This window comes from Piscinibacter gummiphilus (assembly GCF_002116905.1).
In the GTDB taxonomy this organism is placed as follows: domain Bacteria; phylum Pseudomonadota; class Gammaproteobacteria; order Burkholderiales; family Burkholderiaceae_C; genus Rhizobacter; species Rhizobacter gummiphilus.
On sequence record NZ_CP015118.1, the window covers coordinates 4,358,507 to 4,375,287 of the forward strand.

At 71.2% G+C, this 16,781-nt stretch carries 16 protein-coding genes; 11 read left to right on the forward strand and 5 right to left on the reverse strand.

Features of this window, described 5'->3' with window-relative positions:
* Nucleotides 1-10 precede the first annotated feature (10 nt).
* The 3 genes from A4W93_RS19745 to A4W93_RS19755 all read left to right on the forward strand — a co-directional run bounded on the left by A4W93_RS19745 (nucleotide 11) and on the right by A4W93_RS19755 (nucleotide 3,074).
* Nucleotides 11-523: a DUF3299 domain-containing protein gene (locus A4W93_RS19745; RefSeq protein ID WP_085752234.1), complete on the forward strand. Its 513-nt coding sequence runs from the start codon at nucleotides 11-13 to the stop codon at nucleotides 521-523.
* A gap of 25 nt (nucleotides 524-548) precedes the next feature.
* Entirely contained in the window at nucleotides 549-902 is a 354-nt protein-coding gene (locus A4W93_RS19750) for a hypothetical protein (protein WP_085752235.1), read from the forward strand.
* Between the two features lie 108 nt (nucleotides 903-1,010).
* Nucleotides 1,011-3,074 carry a TonB-dependent receptor gene (locus tag A4W93_RS19755; RefSeq protein ID WP_085752236.1) on the forward strand — a complete coding sequence of 688 codons (2,064 nt, stop codon included), beginning with the start codon at nucleotides 1,011-1,013 and terminating at the stop codon, nucleotides 3,072-3,074.
* 32 nt (nucleotides 3,075-3,106) lie between these two features.
* Here the strand turns inward: A4W93_RS19755 and pdxH are convergent, their stop codons facing one another.
* Nucleotides 3,107-3,742, reverse strand: a complete 636-nt coding sequence (pdxH, locus tag A4W93_RS19760; protein ID WP_085752237.1) for a pyridoxamine 5'-phosphate oxidase — start codon at nucleotides 3,740-3,742, stop codon at nucleotides 3,107-3,109.
* Between the two features lie 176 nt (nucleotides 3,743-3,918).
* Between pdxH and A4W93_RS19765 the strand changes: the two genes are divergently transcribed.
* On the forward strand, nucleotides 3,919-4,542 hold the full coding sequence (locus A4W93_RS19765; RefSeq protein WP_085752238.1) for a nucleotidyltransferase family protein: 624 nt from the start codon (nucleotides 3,919-3,921) through the stop codon (nucleotides 4,540-4,542).
* Here A4W93_RS19765 and A4W93_RS19770 read toward each other — a convergent pair whose 3' ends face one another.
* Complete coding sequence (locus tag A4W93_RS19770) at nucleotides 4,543-5,160, reverse strand: gamma-glutamylcyclotransferase (RefSeq protein ID WP_085752239.1); 618 nt, start codon at nucleotides 5,158-5,160, stop codon at nucleotides 4,543-4,545. It abuts the gene before it with no gap.
* A 45-nt stretch (nucleotides 5,161-5,205) separates the two neighbouring features.
* On the opposite strand from A4W93_RS19770, the gene A4W93_RS19775 reads away from it, so the two are divergent.
* The 4 genes from A4W93_RS19775 (at nucleotide 5,206) to eda (ending at nucleotide 10,435) form a co-directional block, all read left to right on the forward strand.
* Nucleotides 5,206-5,682 (forward strand): OmpA family protein, encoded by a 477-nt coding sequence (locus A4W93_RS19775; RefSeq protein ID WP_085752240.1) that lies wholly within the window; start codon nucleotides 5,206-5,208, stop codon nucleotides 5,680-5,682.
* Nucleotides 5,683-5,813: 131 nt separating this feature from the next.
* Entirely contained in the window at nucleotides 5,814-7,919 is a 2,106-nt protein-coding gene (locus tag A4W93_RS19780; protein WP_085752241.1) for an AsmA family protein, read from the forward strand.
* A 60-nt stretch (nucleotides 7,920-7,979) separates the two neighbouring features.
* Nucleotides 7,980-9,797 carry a phosphogluconate dehydratase gene (gene edd / locus A4W93_RS19785; protein ID WP_085752242.1) on the forward strand — a complete coding sequence of 606 codons (1,818 nt, stop codon included), beginning with the start codon at nucleotides 7,980-7,982 and terminating at the stop codon, nucleotides 9,795-9,797.
* Nucleotides 9,788-10,435, forward strand: a complete 648-nt coding sequence (gene eda / locus A4W93_RS19790) for a bifunctional 4-hydroxy-2-oxoglutarate aldolase/2-dehydro-3-deoxy-phosphogluconate aldolase (protein ID WP_085752243.1) — start codon at nucleotides 9,788-9,790, stop codon at nucleotides 10,433-10,435. Before edd ends, eda begins: the two co-directional genes overlap by 10 nt.
* A 6-nt stretch (nucleotides 10,436-10,441) precedes the next feature.
* Here eda and A4W93_RS19795 read toward each other — a convergent pair whose 3' ends face one another.
* The 3 genes from A4W93_RS19795 to A4W93_RS19805 all read right to left on the reverse strand — a co-directional run bounded on the left by A4W93_RS19795 (nucleotide 10,442) and on the right by A4W93_RS19805 (nucleotide 13,261).
* Nucleotides 10,442-12,112 carry an alkaline phosphatase D family protein gene (locus A4W93_RS19795; RefSeq protein ID WP_085752244.1) on the reverse strand — a complete coding sequence of 557 codons (1,671 nt, stop codon included), beginning with the start codon at nucleotides 12,110-12,112 and terminating at the stop codon, nucleotides 10,442-10,444.
* Nucleotides 12,113-12,188: 76 nt separating this feature from the next.
* Nucleotides 12,189-12,620 (reverse strand): VOC family protein, encoded by a 432-nt coding sequence (locus tag A4W93_RS19800; protein WP_085752245.1) that lies wholly within the window; start codon nucleotides 12,618-12,620, stop codon nucleotides 12,189-12,191.
* A gap of 83 nt (nucleotides 12,621-12,703) precedes the next feature.
* On the reverse strand, nucleotides 12,704-13,261 hold the full coding sequence (locus A4W93_RS19805; RefSeq protein ID WP_085754246.1) for a PaaI family thioesterase: 558 nt from the start codon (nucleotides 13,259-13,261) through the stop codon (nucleotides 12,704-12,706).
* A gap of 77 nt (nucleotides 13,262-13,338) precedes the next feature.
* On the opposite strand from A4W93_RS19805, the gene A4W93_RS19810 reads away from it, so the two are divergent.
* From A4W93_RS19810 to A4W93_RS19820, 3 genes are all read left to right on the forward strand, one after another.
* A complete protein-coding gene (locus A4W93_RS19810) occupies nucleotides 13,339-13,821 on the forward strand; it encodes a MarR family winged helix-turn-helix transcriptional regulator (protein WP_085752246.1) in 483 nt (160 codons plus the stop codon).
* Nucleotides 13,814-15,070, forward strand: coding sequence for an MFS transporter (locus A4W93_RS19815; RefSeq protein ID WP_085752247.1), 1,257 nt, complete (start codon nucleotides 13,814-13,816; stop codon nucleotides 15,068-15,070). The genes A4W93_RS19810 and A4W93_RS19815 overlap by 8 nt, the downstream gene beginning before the upstream one ends.
* Before the next feature lie 123 nt (nucleotides 15,071-15,193).
* Nucleotides 15,194-16,666 carry a sensor domain-containing diguanylate cyclase gene (locus A4W93_RS19820; protein WP_157782197.1) on the forward strand — a complete coding sequence of 491 codons (1,473 nt, stop codon included), beginning with the start codon at nucleotides 15,194-15,196 and terminating at the stop codon, nucleotides 16,664-16,666.
* The last annotated feature ends 115 nt before the right edge of the window (nucleotides 16,667-16,781 follow it).

A 16,781-nucleotide genomic window follows, 5' to 3' on the forward strand; every position in this document is an offset into this window, starting at 1 on the left:
TTGAACGAACATGAAGACCGAAGTCCTCCTCCTTCTCGCAGCACTGTGCTGTGCCGGCCCGGCTGCGGCCCAGCCCAGCGGCCCGGGCTCCACCGGCAAACCCCAACCCGGCTCGGGCGCCGGCTACCACGACCCGCGCAGCCAGTTCCCCCCGCTGAAGGAACGCGAAGGCGTCGTGTCCTGGAACCTGCTGTCGTCGGTCACCACCCGGGTCGAGGGCGCCTTCGTGCGGCCGGTGTACCCGAAGGCGGTGCAGGCGCTCAACAACCGTGAGGTGACGGTGCAGGGCTTCATGATGCCGCTCGAACCCGGCAAGCAGCAGAAGCACTTCCTGCTGTCGGCAGTGCCCACCACCTGCTCGTTCTGCACCCCGGCCGGCCCCGAGGGCCTCATCGAGGTGAAAAGCAAGGGCCCGGTCACGTTTTCACAAGAGGCGGTGACGGTTCGTGGCAAGATGTCCGTCCTGCCCAGCGACCCCTATGGCATGTTCTACCGGCTGGCCGATGGCCAGCTGGTGAAGTGATCCCCGCGCCCTGTCCCGCTCCTGAATGCCGCTCCGCTCCCCGAGTCCGCTGACCGCCCTTCGCCACCGGCTGCTGCCGCTGGCGATCGTGCTGTTGCTGCTCGCGCAGACGCTGGCGCTCGTCCACCGCGTGGTGCATGCCCCGGGCGCACCGCGGGCCGTCGCCTCGGCCGCCGACCACGGCCTGTTCAACGACCACTCCACGGCGGAGTGCAAGCTGTTCGACCAGCTCGCCCCCACCGACCTCGCGACCGCGCCCGTCCTGGCCCTGTCGTTCGCGCCCGCCGCCGAGCCGCCCGCGCCGGTGGCCGACGCCGTGCCGCTGGCCGCCCGGCTCCGGGCGTTCCGCGCACGCGACCCACCCCTCTCCCTCGCCTGATCGTCCCCCTTTGATTCGCCGGGCCGCGAGGCCCGGTGCCCGGCCGTGGCCGCGGGTGCCTTCGTGCGCCTGCCTGGCCGCGCCAACGATCCTGTTGAGAGATTCGAGATGTCCTCCCTTTCCTTCCCGCGCCCCACGGCGCTGGCCGGCGCGCTCGCGCTGGCGTTCGCCGCATCCGCCCACGCCCAGACCGCCGAGCCGGCCCCGGCCACACCCGCCTCCACCACCCTCGCCCCGGTCGTCATCACCGGCAACCCGCTCGGCAACGCCGACGTCGCCGCCCCCACCACGGTGCTCGGCGGCGATGCCCTCGTGCTGCGACGCGCCAGCACGATCGGCGAGACCCTGAACGGCCTGCCCGGCGTGTCCTCCACCTACTTCGGCCCCAACGCGAGCCGCCCCGTGATCCGCGGCCTCGACAGCGAACGCGTGAAGGTGATGGGCAACGGCGGTGCCTCGCTCGACGCGTCCACGCTCAGCTACGACCACGCCGTGCCCATCGACCCGCTCGTGGTCGACCGCATCGAGGTGCTGCGCGGCCCGGCTGCGCTGCTGTACGGCGGCAACGCCATCGGCGGTGCCGTGAACACCATCGACAACCGCATCCCGAAGCAGCCCGTGGAAGGTGTGTCGGGCTCGGCCGAGGCCCGTGTCGGCGGTGCCGAGAACGAACGCGGCGGCGGTGCGCTCGTCGAGGCCGGCAACGGCAAGTTCGCGCTGCACGCCGACGTGTTCGGCCGCGACACCGACGACCTGCGCGTGCCCACCTACCGCCCCGTCGAGGGCGGCGACGTGCTCGACGAGACGAAGCGGGTGCGCAACTCCGCGAGCCGCTCGAAGGGCGGCGCGGTGGGCGGCTCGCTGTTCTTCGACCAGGGCTATGCCGGCCTGTCGGTCGACACGTACGACAGCAAGTACGGCGTGGTCGCCGAACCCGACGTGACCATCAAGATGAAGCGCGACCACGTCGGTTTCGCCGGCGAGCTGCGCGACCTGGGCGTGGTGAAGGCGCTGCGCGCGCAGGTGAACCACACCGACTACGAGCACCAGGAGATCGAGGGCAGCGGCGAGGTCGGCACCACGTTCAAGACGAAGGGCAACGAACTGCGCCTGGAAGCCGAGCACGCACCGCTCGGCCCGTTCCGCGGCGTGGTGGGCCTGCAGGCCGAGGACGTGGACTTCTCGGCCCTGGGCGAGGAAGCCTTCGTGCCGAGCACCCACACGCGCAAGCAGGCACTGTTCGCGCTCGAGGAACTGTCGTGGGCCGGCGGCACGCTGCAGGGCGGTGTGCGGGCCGACCACGTGACCGTGGAGTCCGAGGGCGACGCGGACGGCGCCGACCCGAAGTTCGGCCCGCCCGCGAAACGTTCGTTCTCGCTCGCGAGCGCGTCGCTGTCGAACGTCTACAAGTTCGACAAGGCCTGGTCGATGACGGGCGCGCTGAGCTACACCGAACGTGCGCCCACATCGTTCGAGCTGTACGCCAACGGCGTGCACGCGGCCACCGGCACCTACGAACGGGGCGACCCGAACCTCGGTGCGGAGAAGGGCACGAACCTCGACGTCGCGCTCGCGTGGAAGGACGGCCGCAACCACCTGCGCATGGGCGCGTACGCCACGCACTTCTCGCGCTTCATCTCGCTCGACGCGACCGGTGACACCATCGACATCGTGGAGGACGGCCAGACCGAGAGCTTCCCCGAGTACCAGTTCCGCGCGGTGCGCGCACGGCTGTACGGCTTCGAGCTGGAAGGCGGACACCGCCTGCTCGACGGCGCATGGACGCTCGATGCCAACGGCAAGGTGGACATGACGCGCGGCAAGAACCTCGACAGCGGCGAGGCGCTGCCGCGCATCGCCCCGCTGCGCGCGACGCTGGGCCTCGACGCCGGCTATGCACTGTGGACCGCACGCGCCGAGCTCGATGCGGCCGCACGGCAGACGAAGGTGCCGTCGACCGACCGCGAGACCGCGGGCTACGGCCTCGTGAACCTCTCGCTCAGCCGCCGGTTCACGTTCGGCCCGGCCGATGGCAACGACGGCGTGGCGTTCCTGAAGGTGACCAACGTGGGTGACAAGCTCGCGTACAGCGCGTCGAGCATCGACACGATCCGCGGGCTGGCCCCGCTGGCGGGCCGTGCCGTGAAGGCGGGCGTGCGCGTCAACTTCTGACGCGGGCCGGGGTCACCGGGCCGGGGTGCGTGTCACGGCGCGAGCCGTTCACGCACCCACGTGCCGCCGTCGAGCCGGTAGCGCAGGCGGTCGTGCAGGCGCGAGGGCCGGCCCTGCCAGAACTCCCAGCGGTCGGGCACCAGGCGGTAACCGCCCCAGTGCGGCGGCCGTGGCGGGTTCAGCGCGAACTTCGCGGCGGCCTTGGCCGCGTTGGCCACCAGCACGGCGCGCGACGCGATCACCTCGCTCTGCGGCGAGGCCCAGGCGCCGAGGCGGCTGTCGAGGGGGCGCGACTGGTAGTACGCGTCGCTCTCTTCCGCACTCACCTTCTCGACCACCCCCTCGATGCGCACCACCCGCTCCAGTTCGACCCAATGGAACTGCAGCGCGGCGAACGAATCGGCCTCGAGTTCGCGGCCCTTGCGGCTCTGGTAGTTCGTGAACCACACGAGGCCGCGCACGTCGTAACCCTTGATGAGGACAATGCGGGTGGACGGGCGTCCGTTCGGGCCCACCGTGGCCAGCGTCATCGCGTTGGGTTCGGGCAGTTGCCCGTCGAGGGCCTGCTGGAACCACTGCCCGAACTGGCCGAGCGGGTCGGGGGACGACGCGTTCTCGTCGAGTTCGGCGCGTTCGTAGCTCTTTCGGAGGGCGGCGATGTCGGTCATGGGTGCAGTATAGGAAAACCCATGTCGGCACGACCCTGTCCAACTCGACGCATTTCCTCTCGGGACAATGCCTTAAGTAATGCCCCCACTGGTTCGAACGGCCCAAACGGACCATTCTGGGAGCCAGATGGCCCGCCGATCGGGGACGGGCCGCATGAACTCAGAGAGGTGGCCGAATGAAATCGCGGCCAGCGGTGATCGTCCTGGCGGCGGGAAGAGGAAGCCGCTTCCAGGGCATCCAGCACAAGTTGACACAGCTCGTCGGCACGTCCAGCGTGCTCGCGACCACGCTCGTCAACGCGCTGGCCGCCGAACTGCCCGTGCTGGTCGTCACCACCGAGCCGTTCGCCGAACTCGCGAGCCACCACGTCGCCACGCGGGACATCGTGCTGCTGCCGGCCGCCGGCAGCGCCGCCAGCCAGGGGCTGGGCATGGGGTACTCCATCGCGGCCGGGGTCGCGGCACGCTCCGATGCCTCGGGCTGGCTGATCCTGCCCGCCGACATGCCCCTCGTGCAGCCGTCCACGCTGCGCTCGGTGGCCCGGGTGCTGGACCACCACCCGGTGGCCTATGCACAACACCAGGGCAAGCGGGGCCATCCGGTCGGGTTCTCGGCCGAGCTGTACTCCGAACTCGTGCGCCTCACGGGCGACGAAGGGGCTCGGCGGCTCGTCGCCCGCTACCCCTGCAAGGAGATCGAGGTCGACGACCCGGGCGTGCTGCTCGACATCGACACGGTGGACGACCTGTCGCACGTGCGGGCCACGTACGCGATGTCGCCGTTCCAGAACTCGGTCTGATCAGTCCGTGAGGGCATGCGCCCGCGCCAGCGCCACCAGGCGCTCGATGCCGCGGTCACGGATGCCGCGGCTGTGCAGGCAGCGCGCCGTCTCCAGAAGGTAGGCCAGCGTGGTGCCGTAGCGGCCGCAGGCGTTGCGCAGGGTGTCCACCAGCCGCGTCTCCTCCATCGTGCCGGTGTAGTTCGGGCTCGCGCGGCTGAGCGTGAACGCGAGCGCCTTCACGGGCCCCTCGCGCGTGTGGCACATCAGCCAGCGCGGGTCGTACACGCTGTTGGGCATCTCGCGCTCCCACAGGCGCGGCAATTCGGCGTCGACACGCTCGCGGGCGATGCGGTACACCACGCCGCGGCACGAACCGCCCGGCACCAGCGCGAACACGAGGCCCGGGCATTCGGGCGTGCCGCGGTTGATGCGCGAGGCCATCTCGAGGGCCCGGTGCCAGCCGTGCACCCGCGCGTCGCGGTGTTCCACCGATTCGAACTCGGGGCGCCAGATGAGCGAGGCGTAGCCGAAGACCCACAGGTCGGTCTGCCCGCCCCAGGCTTCGCGCGCGAGCTTCAGCAGGTGCTCGGGGTGGCGATGGGCAGGTAACGGACGCAACGGAGCCACGGGATGCATGGGTTCACACTCTAGAATGAAAAATCATCCACAGGGGAGCCGGAAATGAGTGATCAGGAAAATCCTGAGCAGAAGTTTGCACTGGGCCTCGTCGGCCTGATCGTGGCCGCCATCGTGGCCTCCGTCATCGCGCTGGGCGCGTGGAAGGCACGGCCGCACCCGGCGGCAGCGCCCACCGCGCCGGCCGCTGCCGCCACGGCGGGCACCACCGACGGCGTCGAACGCATCTACTTCCAGGTGGGCCAGGACCAGCTGCCGCCGGAAGCCGCCGAGGTGCTGTCCCGCGTGTCCACCGCGGCCCGCGCCAACGCGGCCGCGGTCGTGTCGGTCTCGGGGTTCCACGATGCCAGCGGCAATGCCGCCAGCAACGAAGACCTGGCCAAGCGCCGCGCCCAGGCCGTCCAGCACGCGCTGGAGGCCAACGGCGTGTCCGGCAGCCAGATCAAGCTGAACAAGCCGGCGCTGACCACCGGTGGTGCGGACGCCCAGGAAGCCCGCCGCGTCGAGCTGCGCGTCGAGTGATCTCCGGGGTCCGGATGCGTAGGACAAGCCTCACGCGGCTTGCCGGTCGCCACCGATAGGGCCACGCCGGGCATCGGCCTACCGTGTGGACATGCTGCGGCTCGCGCCGCACGTGCCCTCACGGAGACCCGATGCCCACACCCGACACCACCGCCCCGCCCCCGCCGTCGCGCCCCACCTCGCGTGGCGGCCGTGCCCTGCGCTGGACGGCTGGGGTGTTCGGCGTGCTCGTGCTCGCGGTCGTGGCCTGCGAGGTGGCGGGCTGGCCCTTCCTCGCGAAGCCGGTCGAACGTGCGCTGTCCGACACACTGAAGCGCGAGGTGCTGCTGCGGGCGGCCGACGACTCCACCTCCACGGAGGGCGCCACCGTGCGCTTCTTCGGCGGCCTCAAGGTGCAGGTGCCGCTGCTGCAGATCGGCGCGCCCGTCTGGAGCCAGAAGCCCTATTTCCTGCACGCGGAAGGCGCGCGCATGCGGCTCTCGTACGCGGCGCTGTGGCGTGCGCGCGAAGGCCAGCCGCTCGACATCGCCCTGCTCCATGCCGACCACCTCACCGTCCATGCCGAACGACTGAAGGACGGACGAGCCTCGTGGCAGTTCGGCGACCCGAACGCCCCGCCCCCGCCAGCGGACGAAGAAGACCCGCTGCAGCTGCCGACGATCCGCGAACTCACGGTGCGCGATGGCCACCTCACGTACAAGGACGTGCCGCTGCGCGCCGACATCACCGGCGACGTCCAGCTCAACGAGGGCACGCTCGCCGACAACACGGTCTCGGGCCTGCTCGGCTCGGCCCAGGGCACCTACGGCAACGCCGCGGTGAAGGCGAAGCTCACCGCCGCCGGCGCGATGCCGCTGCTGGCCTCCCCCAACGACGCCCCGCCCACGCCGGTCGAACTCGACCTGAAGGCGGGCCGCGCGGCGCTGCACTTCAAGGGCACGGTGTCCGACGTGCTGCGCCTCGGCGGCATGAGCGGCACGTTCCGCGTGACCGGTCCGTCGCTGGGCGCCGTGGGCGAACCGCTGGGCGTGACCCTGCCCACCACCGGCGCGTTCGACATGCGCGGCCGCATCGTCAAGCAGGGCGAGGTGTGGCGCTTCGTCGCCGACAAGGCCACCGTGGGCACGAGCCACCTCACGGCCGCGCTGACGTTCGACCCGCGCGGCGCCGTGCCGATGCTGTCCGGCGAGGTGCGGGGCTCGCGCCTGATGCTGGTCGACCTCGCGCCGTCCATCGGCGCCGAGCCCGCGCCGGCCCCGGGGGCCAAGCCCGAGACGCCGGGGCCGAAGGTGCTGCCCGACCGCGAGTTCGACCTGCCCTCGCTGCGCGCCATGAACGCCAACGTGCTGATGAAGTTCGAGAACGCCGACCTCGGCGCCATCTTCGCCCGTCCGCTGAGCCCGCTGCAGACGCACCTCACGCTGCGCGACGGCGTGCTGCGCCTCGACGACATCGTCGCCCGCACCGCCGACGGCACGTTGCGGGGCGACGTCTCGCTCGACGGGTCGGGCCAGGTGGCGCTGTGGCGCACCGACCTGCGCTGGAACAACGTGCGCCTCGAACGCTGGATCGCCCAGGAGCGTGCGAACGACGCACCGCCCTACGTGGCCGGCCGCCTCGTGGGCCGCGCGCAGCTCAAGGGCCAGGGCAAGTCCACCGCCGAGATCCTGTCGACGCTCGACGGGTCGGTGCGCACCTCGCTGCGCGACGGCAAGGTGTCCCAGCTCGCGATCGAGGCCGCGGGCATCGACGTGGCCCAGGCGCTCGGCTTCGTGATCCGGGGCGACCGGGACCTGCCGGTGCAGTGTGCCCTCGTCGACCTGCAGGCCGACAAGGGTGTCTTCAAGCCGCGGGCGATGGTGGTGGAGACCACCGACTCCAACGTGTGGGTGGACGGCTCGGTGTCGCTGCGCGAGGAGAAGCTGGACCTGCGCGCCGTGGTCTCGCCGAAGGACTTCAGCCCGCTCACGCTGCGCACGCCCGTGCACGTCAGGGGCACGTTCAGCGACCCGGCCGTCTCGCTCGAGAAGGCCCCGCTCGCCCGCAAGGCCGCGCTGGCCGTGCTGCTGGGCCTCGTGCACCCCGTCGCCGCGGTGATCCCGCTGCTGGACCCGGGCTCCGACGATGGGCACGACATGGAATGCGCCGCGCTGCTCAAGCGGGCACGCCAGGCGGCCGAGGGCCCGCTGCCGCCCACCACCACGGCCGCGGCGCCGTCGCCGCGGCGTGCAGAGTGACGTCCGCCGCCGGATAATGCGCGCATGGGGCCCACGAGGCCCTTCACTTCCGGTCTCCGCATGAAACAAATCCTGCTCGACGTCGCCCACCGGATCCAGGAGCGCAGCGCTGCCACCCGCACCGCCTACCTCCGCCGGGTCGATGCGGCCATCCAACGCCCCCGTGGCAGCGACCGCATGGGTTGCGCCAACGTGGCCCACGCCTTCGCCGCGCTGCCGGCCAACGACAAGCTGCGCATCGTCGCCGAACGCGCACCGCACATCGGCGTGGTCACGGCCTACAACGACATGCTCTCGGCCCACCAGCCGTACGAAGGCTTCCCCGCCATCATCCGCGACGAGGCCCACCGCCAGGGCGCCACCGTCCAGGTGGCCGGTGGCGTGCCCGCGATGTGCGACGGGGTCACCCAGGGCCTGCCCGGCATGGAGCTGAGCCTCTTCTCGCGCGACAACATCGCGATGGGCACCGCCATCGCCCTCACCCACGACGTGTTCGACGCCGCGCTGCTGCTCGGCGTGTGCGACAAGATCGTGCCGGGCCTGCTGATCGGCGCACTGCACTTCGGCCACCTGCCCTGCGTCTTCGTGCCGGCCGGCCCCATGGGCACGGGCCTCTCCAACAGCGACAAGGCCAAGGTGCGCGAGCAGTTCGCCCAGGGCCTCGTGGGCCGCGAGGAGCTGCTCGCCGCCGAATCGGCCGCATACCACGGCGCCGGCACCTGTACCTTCTATGGCACGGCCAACAGCAACCAGATGCTGCTGGAGGCCATGGGCCTGCACGTGCCGGGTGCCGCCTTCGTGCACCCACACGCGGACCTGCGCGAAGACCTCACGCGCGAGGCCGTGCGCCACGTGCTGTCCATCACGCCGAAGGGCCGCTTCACCCCCATCGGCCGGCTGGTCGACGAACGGGTCATCGTCAACGCGATGGTGGCGCTGCTGGCCACCGGCGGCTCCACCAACCACCTGATCCACTGGGTGGCCGTGGCCCGCGCCGCGGGCATCCTCATCGACTGGACCGACTTCTCCGAACTGTCGCACCACGTGCCGCTGCTCGCCCGCGTGTACCCGAACGGCAGCGCCGACGTGAATCAGTTCCAGTCGGCCGGCGGCCCGGGCTTCGTGATCCGCGAGCTGATCGACAGCGGCCACATGTTCGGCGACGTCGCCACCGTCTCGCGCGGCAACACGCTGCGCGACTACGGCCAGGCGCCGCACCGCGAGGGCCACCAGGTCGTGTGGCGCGACCTGCCGGCCGACAGCGGCGACGACACCGTCGTGCGCACGGCCGCCGCCCCGTTCAGCGACACCGGTGGCCTGAAGCTGCTCACCGGCAACCTCGGCCGCTCGGTCATCAAGGTGTCGGCCGTGCCGGTGGCGAACCACGTCATCGAAGCGCCGGCCCGCGTGTTCAACGGCCAGGACGAACTGCTCGCGGCGTTCAAGGCCGGCGAACTCGAACACGACTTCGTCGCGGTCGTGCGCTTCCAGGGCCCCCGTGCCAACGGCATGCCCGAGCTGCACAAGCTCACGCCGCCCCTCGGCGTGCTGCAGGGCAAGGGCTTCAAGGTGGCGCTGGTGACCGACGGCCGCATGAGTGGCGCCTCGGGCAAGGTGCCCGCGGCCATCCACGTGAGCCCCGAGGTGCTGGCCGACGGCCCGCTCGGCAAGGTGCGCACGGGCGACCTGATCCGCCTCGACGCCGTCAACGGCACGTTGAACGCGCTGGTCGACGACGCGACCTGGGCCGCGCGCACGATCGAGCACATCTCGGACGACGCCGTCGAGAACAACGCCCACGGCCTCGGCCGCGAGCTCTTCGGCGGCATGCGCCGCAACGTCCGCACCGCGGAAGAAGGAGCCGTCACATGGCTTTGAACGACGACGAAGGACTGCAGCCGCTCGACCTCGTGGGCCACGGCCCCGTGATCCCGGTGATCGTGATCGACCGCCTGGAAGACGCGGTGCCGCTCGCAGAGGCCCTGGTGGCCGGCGGCGTGCGCGTGCTGGAGGTGACGCTGCGCACGAGCGTCGCGCTGCGCTGCATGGAGGCCATCGCGAAGGCGGTGCCCGACGCCATCGTGGGCGCCGGCACCGTGCGCAGCGTGACCGACGCGCAGGCCGCGAAAAACGCGGGCTGCCGCTTCGCCGTGAGCCCGGGCTACCTGAGCGAGATCGGCAACGCCTGCCGCGAGCTCGACCTGCCGCTGCTGCCCGGCGTGGCCACCGGCAGCGAGGTGATGGCCGCGAACCGCGACGGCTACTCGTTCCTCAAGCTGTTCCCGGCCACGGCCGTGGGCGGCATCCCGCTGCTCAAGTCGCTCGCGGGCCCGTTCGCCGACGTGATGTTCTGCCCCACGGGCGGCATCACGCTGCAGACCGCGCCCGACTTCCTCGCCCTGCCCAACGTGCCCGTGTGCGGGGGCTCGTGGCTCACACCCGCCGACGTCATCGCCCGCAAGGACTGGGGCCGCATCACCGAGCTGGCCCGCGAGGCGTCGCGCCTGCGGGCCTGAACGCCCTCAGGCGACCGGCACCACCTTGCGGTTGCCGGCGCCCGGCAGCGTGCGCAGCGACTGGCCCACGACGGCCTGGTAGGTGTGGCTGGCGATCGTGTTCACGAACACGAAGTCGGCCCGCACCTCCTGGGCCGTGGCCTTGAGCACGAGGTAGCCGCGGCGGCTCGTGTCGGCATACACGAGGTCATCGATCAGCATCGGGAACGCGCCGCCCAGCTGGGCCGGCGGCACCGTCGGCAGGTACACCTCGAAGCCCGGGGACGACACCGACGACGTCGCGAACTCCACGCCCACCACCTGGCCCGTCGAATCCGTCAGGTCGCTCGCCCACGCGTTGTGTGTGTCGCCGGCCAGCACCACGAGGTTGCGGTCGTTCGCCTTCACGGCGGCCAGCACGGCGTCGCGGGCCGCGGGGTAGCCGTCCCACGCGTCGAGGTTGTACGGGATCTTCGGCTGCGCGACGAGCGCGGCCTGCTCCGGCGTGCGCGCGCCGGCAGGCGTCTGCAGCGCGGTGAGGTAGGCCGTCATCGTGGCCACGCCCGGGTCCTGCGCGACGGACGCGGGGATCGACATGCGCGACATCAGCACCTGCTGGCCCAGCACCTGCCACTGCCCCTTCGAGGTCTGCAGCTGCGTCGCGAGCCACGTGTTCTGCTCGGCGCCCAGCAGCTGGCGCGCCGGGTCGTGGGCCAGGCCCTGCAGGTACGCGGTGACGTCCACCTGCTGGTCGCGCCCGATGTTGCGCGTGTCGAGCATGTGCAGCGACAGCAGGTTGCCGAAGTCGAACGAGCGGTAGATCTTTTCCGGGCGGGCCGCGTCGGGCAGGCGCGTGGGCATCCACTCGTGGTACGCCTGGATGGCGGCGGCGCGGCGGTCGGCGAACTTGCCCTCGGTGCCTTCGGTGTGGTTCTCGGCGCCGTTCTTCCACGTGTCGTTGGCGATCTCGTGGTCGTCCCACACCGCGATCATCGGCATCGCGGCGTGCAGCGCCTGCAGGTCCGCGTCGGTGCGGTACTGCGCGTAGCGACGGCGGTAGTCGGCGAGCTGGATGGTCTCGGTGGGCGGCACCGAGAGGCGGCCCAGCGTGGCCGCGGTGTCGGACGCGTAGCCGCCCACGCCGTATTCGTAGATGTAGTCGCCGAGGTGCACCGACGCGTCGAGGTCGTTGCGCAAGGCGGCGTCGGCGTACACGTTGAAGTAGCCGGCCGGGTAATTCGAGCACGAGAACACCGCGAGGCGCACGGTGTCGACGTTGCCGGTGGGCAGCGTCTTCGTCGAACCCGCGGGCGAGCGCTGGGCGCCCACCGCGAAGCGGTAGTGGTAGCGGGTGGCCGCGGCGAGGCCGGTGACGTCGACCTTGACGGTGTAGTCGCGCGCGGCGTTCGTCGTGGTGCTGCCCGACTTCACGATGGTGGCGAACTGCGCGTCGCTCGCCACTTCCCAGGACACGGGCACCTCGCCATCGGCGGCGGGGGTCACGCGCGTCCACAGGATCACGCGGTCGGACTGCGGGTCGCCGCTGGCCACGCCGTGCTGGTACGAGACCTTCGGCGCCTCGGGCGCCGGTGTGTCATCGTCGCTGCCGCAGGCCGCCAGCGGCAGCACGCCCCCCACGGCCACCGAGCCCAGGGTGACGTTGCGGAGAAAGCGGCGGCGGTTCGATTCGGTGGTCATGGAGGGCGGTGGAGGACATGCCGGTTCGGCGACCGACAGTGTCCGAAGCCCTCATGACAGCGCGGTGACCTGTCCGTTACCAGACGCCCGTGTTCTTCATCGACGCCCAGGGCTCGGCCGGGGCCAGCGCCGGACCATCCTGCAGCAGTTCGACCGAGATGTCATCGGGCGAGCGCACGAAGGCCATGCGGCCGTCGCGCGGCGGGCGCAGCACGGTCACGCCGTGGTCCTGCAGGCGCTGGCAGGCAGCGTAGATGTCGGGCACCGCGAACGCCAGGTGACCGAAGTTGCGGCCGCCGGTGTAGACCTCGGGGTCCCAGTTGAAGGTCAGCTCGACCTGGGGCTGGAACGGGCCGGCCTCGTCGTTCGGCGCGGCGAGGTAGACGAGCGTGAAGCGGCCGGCCTCGTGTTCGGAGCGGCGGACTTCCGTCATCCCGAGCGCATCGCGGTAGAAGGCGAGCGAGGCGTCGAGGTCGGTCACGCGGACCATGGTGTGCAGGTACTTCATCGGAGGGCTCGGGTCGTGAAAGCGGATGCGGATGGGATGCGGCAGTATCCCGCACGCCACGTCCCGTGTCCCGCGCTCGGGCTTCAGGCGGCCGTGGGCGCGTCCATGATGAAACACGTGGTGGACGCGTGGGCGTACAGCTTGCCGTCATGGCCCACGAGCCGGCCCTCGGCCGTGCCCATGCTGCGGCCCATGTGGATGACACGGCCCTCGGCGCGCACCAGCGGCACCTTGTCGGTCAGCGCGCGCACGATGTTGATCTTCAGCTCCACCGTGGTGTAGACGCGGCCCGCAGGCAGCATCGAATGCACCGCGCAGGCCACGCACGAGTCGAGCAGCGTGGCGAACCAGCCGCCGTGCACCGTGCCGAGCGGGTTGTAGTGGGCGCGCTGGGGGCGCCCCTGGAAGATGGCGTGGCCGGGTTCGATCCGCAGCGGCAGGAACGACAGCGTGTCGCCGATGTGCGGGTACGGCAGTTCGCCCGAGCTGATGCCGTCGAAGAACTGCATGCCGGTGCGGCCCGCGAGCTCGCTCGGATGGCACACGCCGGGTCGGCTCAGGCGCGCGCGCACGGCTTCTTCCTCGGCGCGCCACTGGGCGAGGACGGTCTCGGGATCGGGGGTCGCGGTGTCGGCGGTCATGAGGCTCTCCATCGGGTCGATCGGTTTCGCGGATTCTAAACACTTGCAGCTGCAAATGTTGCAACTACAATTCCAACATGCCACGCACCGCTCGCACCTCCGCCGCGCCCGCCGCCACGCTGCCCACCGGCTGCACGAACCTCAAGCTGCGCCAGCTCACGCGCCAGGTCAGCCGCCTCTACGACGCCGAGGTGATCGCGAGCGGGCTCAAGACCACGCAGTACTCGCTGCTGTCGCACGTGGTGGCGCTCGGGCCGGTGCGTCCGTCGGACCTCGCCGCGCAGATGCGCATCGAACCGTCCACCCTGACCCGCAACCTGCAGCCGCTGATCGCCGCCGGGCTCGTGGAGCAGGGGCCGGGTGAAAACGCGCGCAGCCGCCTCGTCGTCGCCACGGCCGCCGGGCGCGAGAAACGCACCGAAGCCCGCAAGGCCTGGAAACACGCGCAGCTGTCCCTGAACGAGACGCTGGGCACCGCCCGTGTCGTGCGCCTCCACGCGCTGATCGACGAATGCCTGGACATCCTGGGCACCCCACCCGAAGGACCGCCCGATGAATGACACCTCCCGCGCCCGCGCCGTCGCGACGGGCCTCGTGCTGCTGGCCGCGGCCGGCACGTTTTCACTGACGATGGGCGCGCGCCAGTCGATGGGCCTGTTCCTCGGGCCGCTCAACACGTCCACCGGGCTGGGCCTCGCGAACATCAGCCTCGCCTTCGCCTTCGGCCAGCTGTGGTGGGGCCTCACCCAGCCCTTCGCGGGCATGGCCGCCGACCGGTTCGGCGCCGGCCGCGTGCTGGCCGCCGGCATCGTGCTGCTCGCGGTGGGCACCGTGCTCGTGCCGATGATGACCACCACGCTCGGCCTCATCCTCGCCATCGGCGTGATGGCCGCGGGCGGATCCGGCATGGCCGGACCCGCGGTGCTGATGGGCGCGACGATGCGGCTCGTGCCCGCGGAGCGCCGCGGCATGGCCACCGGCATCGTCAACGCGGGTGGGTCGTTCGGCCAGTTCGTCTTCGCACCGCTCGCCGCCGGCATCTCGGCGGCCGCAGGCTGGATCACCGCGCTGCAGGCGCTGGGTCTCATCACGCTGTTCGCGCTGCCGGCGGCCTGGGTGCTGCGCGGCGCCTCCACCGCACCCGTCCCGGCCGCGACCACCACACCCGCCGCCGCTGCGGAGCCGCTCGGCGCCGTGCTGCGCCGCGCCGCCACGAACCGCAGCTACGTGCTGCTGTGCCTGGGCTTCTTCGTGTGCGGCTTCCACGTCGCCTTCATCGCGACCCACCTGCCCGGCGTGGTGGCCGCGTGCCAGCTGCCGCCCCAGGTGGGCGCGTGGGCGCTCGGTACCATCGGGCTCTTCAACATCGTGGGCAGCCTCGCGATGGGCTGGGCGGTGTCGTTCCAGGGTGGCCGCTGGCGCATGAAGTCGCTGCTGTCGCTGCTCTACGCGACCCGCGGCCTCGCGGTGCTCGTGTTCCTGCTGGCCCCGAAGACCGAGGCGACGATGCTGGTCTTCGCCGCGGTCATCGGCGTGACCTACCTGTCCACCGTGCCGCCCACGGCCGGGCTCGTCGCGAAGATGTTCGGTCCGGCGCGCATGGCCACGCTGTTCGGCATCGTGATGCTGGCCCACCAGATCGGCGGATTCCTCGGCGCGTACCTGGGCGGCAAGTCGTTCGAGTGGACCGGCAGCTATGACTGGATGTGGTACGCCGACATCGTGCTGGCCGTGGGCGCGGCCTTCGTGCACCTGCCGATCCGCGAGGCGCGGCGCGACGACGCCCGGCTGGCCGCCGCCCCGGCCTGAGAAGCGTGCATTGTTGACAGCCGCCCCCCCGCGTTCGGGCGGGCTGTCCCACCGGCGCACCGGGAAGGCAGATCGTAAAATTTGCCTACCCAGTCGTTGGTTAGCGAGTTTTTCATGCTTCACATGGCACGCGTCGGACGCGTCGCCGACGCTGCTCAGCGGTTCGGTCTGATCCTCATGGTGGGCGCTCTGCTCACCGCCCTCTGGGTGGCGTTGATCGTCTTCTTCTCGGTCCAGCGCACCCGCCTGCTCGACCAGGCGTCCCGCGACGTGCGGCTCGTCAACACCGCCGTGGCCCAGCACGCCGAAGGCCTGTTCCGGGCCATCGAGACCGACCTGCGCACGCTCGACCTGTGGCTGCGCGCACACCCCGACATCGACCCGCTGACCGACCCCGCATTCACCGCGCTGGTGGCCGAGATGAGCCGCTCGTCACGCGGGCTCATCGACCTGCGCATCGTCGACCGCGACGGCAACCTCTACACGCTCCCCTGGGTCCCGGGCCGCGAGCCGACGAACGTGAGCGACCGCGACTACGCCCAGGCGCACGACGGCGTGCGCTCTCCCCGCGCCGTGTTCGTGGGCAAGCCGGTGCAGAGCCGCGTGACCGGCGAGTGGTCCATCCCGGTGTCGTGGCGGCTCGAGCAGCCGGCCGGCCGCTTCGCCCTCGTCACCTGCGCCGTGCAGCTCGACCGCCTGTTCGAGATCCACGACCGCCTGCGCTACCAGCCGGCCGGCACCATCAGTCTGGTGCGGCGCGACGGCGTGCTGCTCTCGCGCACACCGTTCGATCCCCGTTTCCTCGGCCGCGACGTGCGCAGCGTGCAGAACTTCGCGGACGACGTCGAGGCCCACGACAACGGCACGTTCACCAGCAACGGCATGATGACCGACGGCATCGCCCGGTTCGGCACCTACGAACGGCTCGACAACGTGCCCGTCACCGTGGTCGTCTCGCGCGGCCTCGCCGAAGTCATGGAACCCTACAACGTGCGCCTGCGCGCGGTGGTCGGCACATCGGCGCTGATCACGCTCGCCGTGATCGCGTTCACCGCGTTCCTGCACCGCTCGCAGCGTGCGCTGCGGCAGGCCGAGCGGGACCTGCAGCGCCTGGCCACCACCGACGAACTCACGGGCACCTGCAACCGGCGGGCCTTCAGCGGCGTCGCCGAACGCGAGTTCCTGCGCGCGAAACGCTTCGACCGTCCGATGACGCTGCTGGCGCTCGACATCGACCATTTCAAGCTCATCAACGACCGCCACGGCCATGCCGTGGGTGACCGCGTGCTCAAGACCTGCGCCGAGCGGTGGATGAAGCTGCTGCGGGGGCAGGACCTGCTCGGCCGCCTGGGGGGCGAGGAGTTCTGCGTGCTGCTGCCCGAAACGCCCCCGGCCGTCGCCATGGCCGTGGCCGAACGGCTGCGCGCAGCCACGTCGTCGGTCCCCACGGGCGACGGCGTGGTCGTCACCGTGAGCATCGGCGTGAGCAGCCTCGCGCCCGACGACGAGGACTGGGCGGACACCCTCGAACGCGCCGACCACGCACTCTACGTGGCGAAGGACGAAGGCCGGGACCGGGTCGCCCTCGCAGGCTGACAGCATTTCGAAACGGCTGGTCCCCTCTCATGGGTGTCACGCCCTTCCGGTGGATGGCGCCCCCGCACGTCGCCCACGAAGATGGCGCCATGGTCTGCAGCAGTGAGCAGGCGCG

What these genes read in the sequence shown, in the direction of transcription:
- A4W93_RS19745 (WP_085752234.1), top strand. Translation starts at nt 11, where the DNA reads ATGAAGACCGAAGTCCTCCTCCTTCTCGCAGCACTGTGCTGTGCCGGC.
- A4W93_RS19750 (WP_085752235.1), top strand. Translation starts at nt 549, where the DNA reads ATGCCGCTCCGCTCCCCGAGTCCGCTGACCGCCCTTCGCCACCGGCTG.
- A4W93_RS19820 (WP_157782197.1), top strand. Translation starts at nt 15,194, where the DNA reads ATGGCACGCGTCGGACGCGTCGCCGACGCTGCTCAGCGGTTCGGTCTG.
- A4W93_RS19800 (WP_085752245.1), bottom strand. Translation starts at nt 12,620, where the DNA reads ATGAAGTACCTGCACACCATGGTCCGCGTGACCGACCTCGACGCCTCG.
- A4W93_RS19775 (WP_085752240.1), top strand. Translation starts at nt 5,206, where the DNA reads ATGAGTGATCAGGAAAATCCTGAGCAGAAGTTTGCACTGGGCCTCGTC.
- pdxH (WP_085752237.1), bottom strand. Translation starts at nt 3,742, where the DNA reads ATGACCGACATCGCCGCCCTCCGAAAGAGCTACGAACGCGCCGAACTC.
- A4W93_RS19765 (WP_085752238.1), top strand. Translation starts at nt 3,919, where the DNA reads ATGAAATCGCGGCCAGCGGTGATCGTCCTGGCGGCGGGAAGAGGAAGC.
- A4W93_RS19755 (WP_085752236.1), top strand. Translation starts at nt 1,011, where the DNA reads ATGTCCTCCCTTTCCTTCCCGCGCCCCACGGCGCTGGCCGGCGCGCTC.
- A4W93_RS19805 (WP_085754246.1), bottom strand. Translation starts at nt 13,261, where the DNA reads ATGACCGCCGACACCGCGACCCCCGATCCCGAGACCGTCCTCGCCCAG.
- edd (WP_085752242.1), top strand. Translation starts at nt 7,980, where the DNA reads ATGAAACAAATCCTGCTCGACGTCGCCCACCGGATCCAGGAGCGCAGC.
- eda (WP_085752243.1), top strand. Translation starts at nt 9,788, where the DNA reads ATGGCTTTGAACGACGACGAAGGACTGCAGCCGCTCGACCTCGTGGGC.
- A4W93_RS19780 (WP_085752241.1), top strand. Translation starts at nt 5,814, where the DNA reads ATGCCCACACCCGACACCACCGCCCCGCCCCCGCCGTCGCGCCCCACC.
- A4W93_RS19810 (WP_085752246.1), top strand. Translation starts at nt 13,339, where the DNA reads ATGCCACGCACCGCTCGCACCTCCGCCGCGCCCGCCGCCACGCTGCCC.
- A4W93_RS19795 (WP_085752244.1), bottom strand. Translation starts at nt 12,112, where the DNA reads ATGACCACCGAATCGAACCGCCGCCGCTTTCTCCGCAACGTCACCCTG.
- A4W93_RS19815 (WP_085752247.1), top strand. Translation starts at nt 13,814, where the DNA reads ATGAATGACACCTCCCGCGCCCGCGCCGTCGCGACGGGCCTCGTGCTG.
- A4W93_RS19770 (WP_085752239.1), bottom strand. Translation starts at nt 5,160, where the DNA reads ATGCATCCCGTGGCTCCGTTGCGTCCGTTACCTGCCCATCGCCACCCC.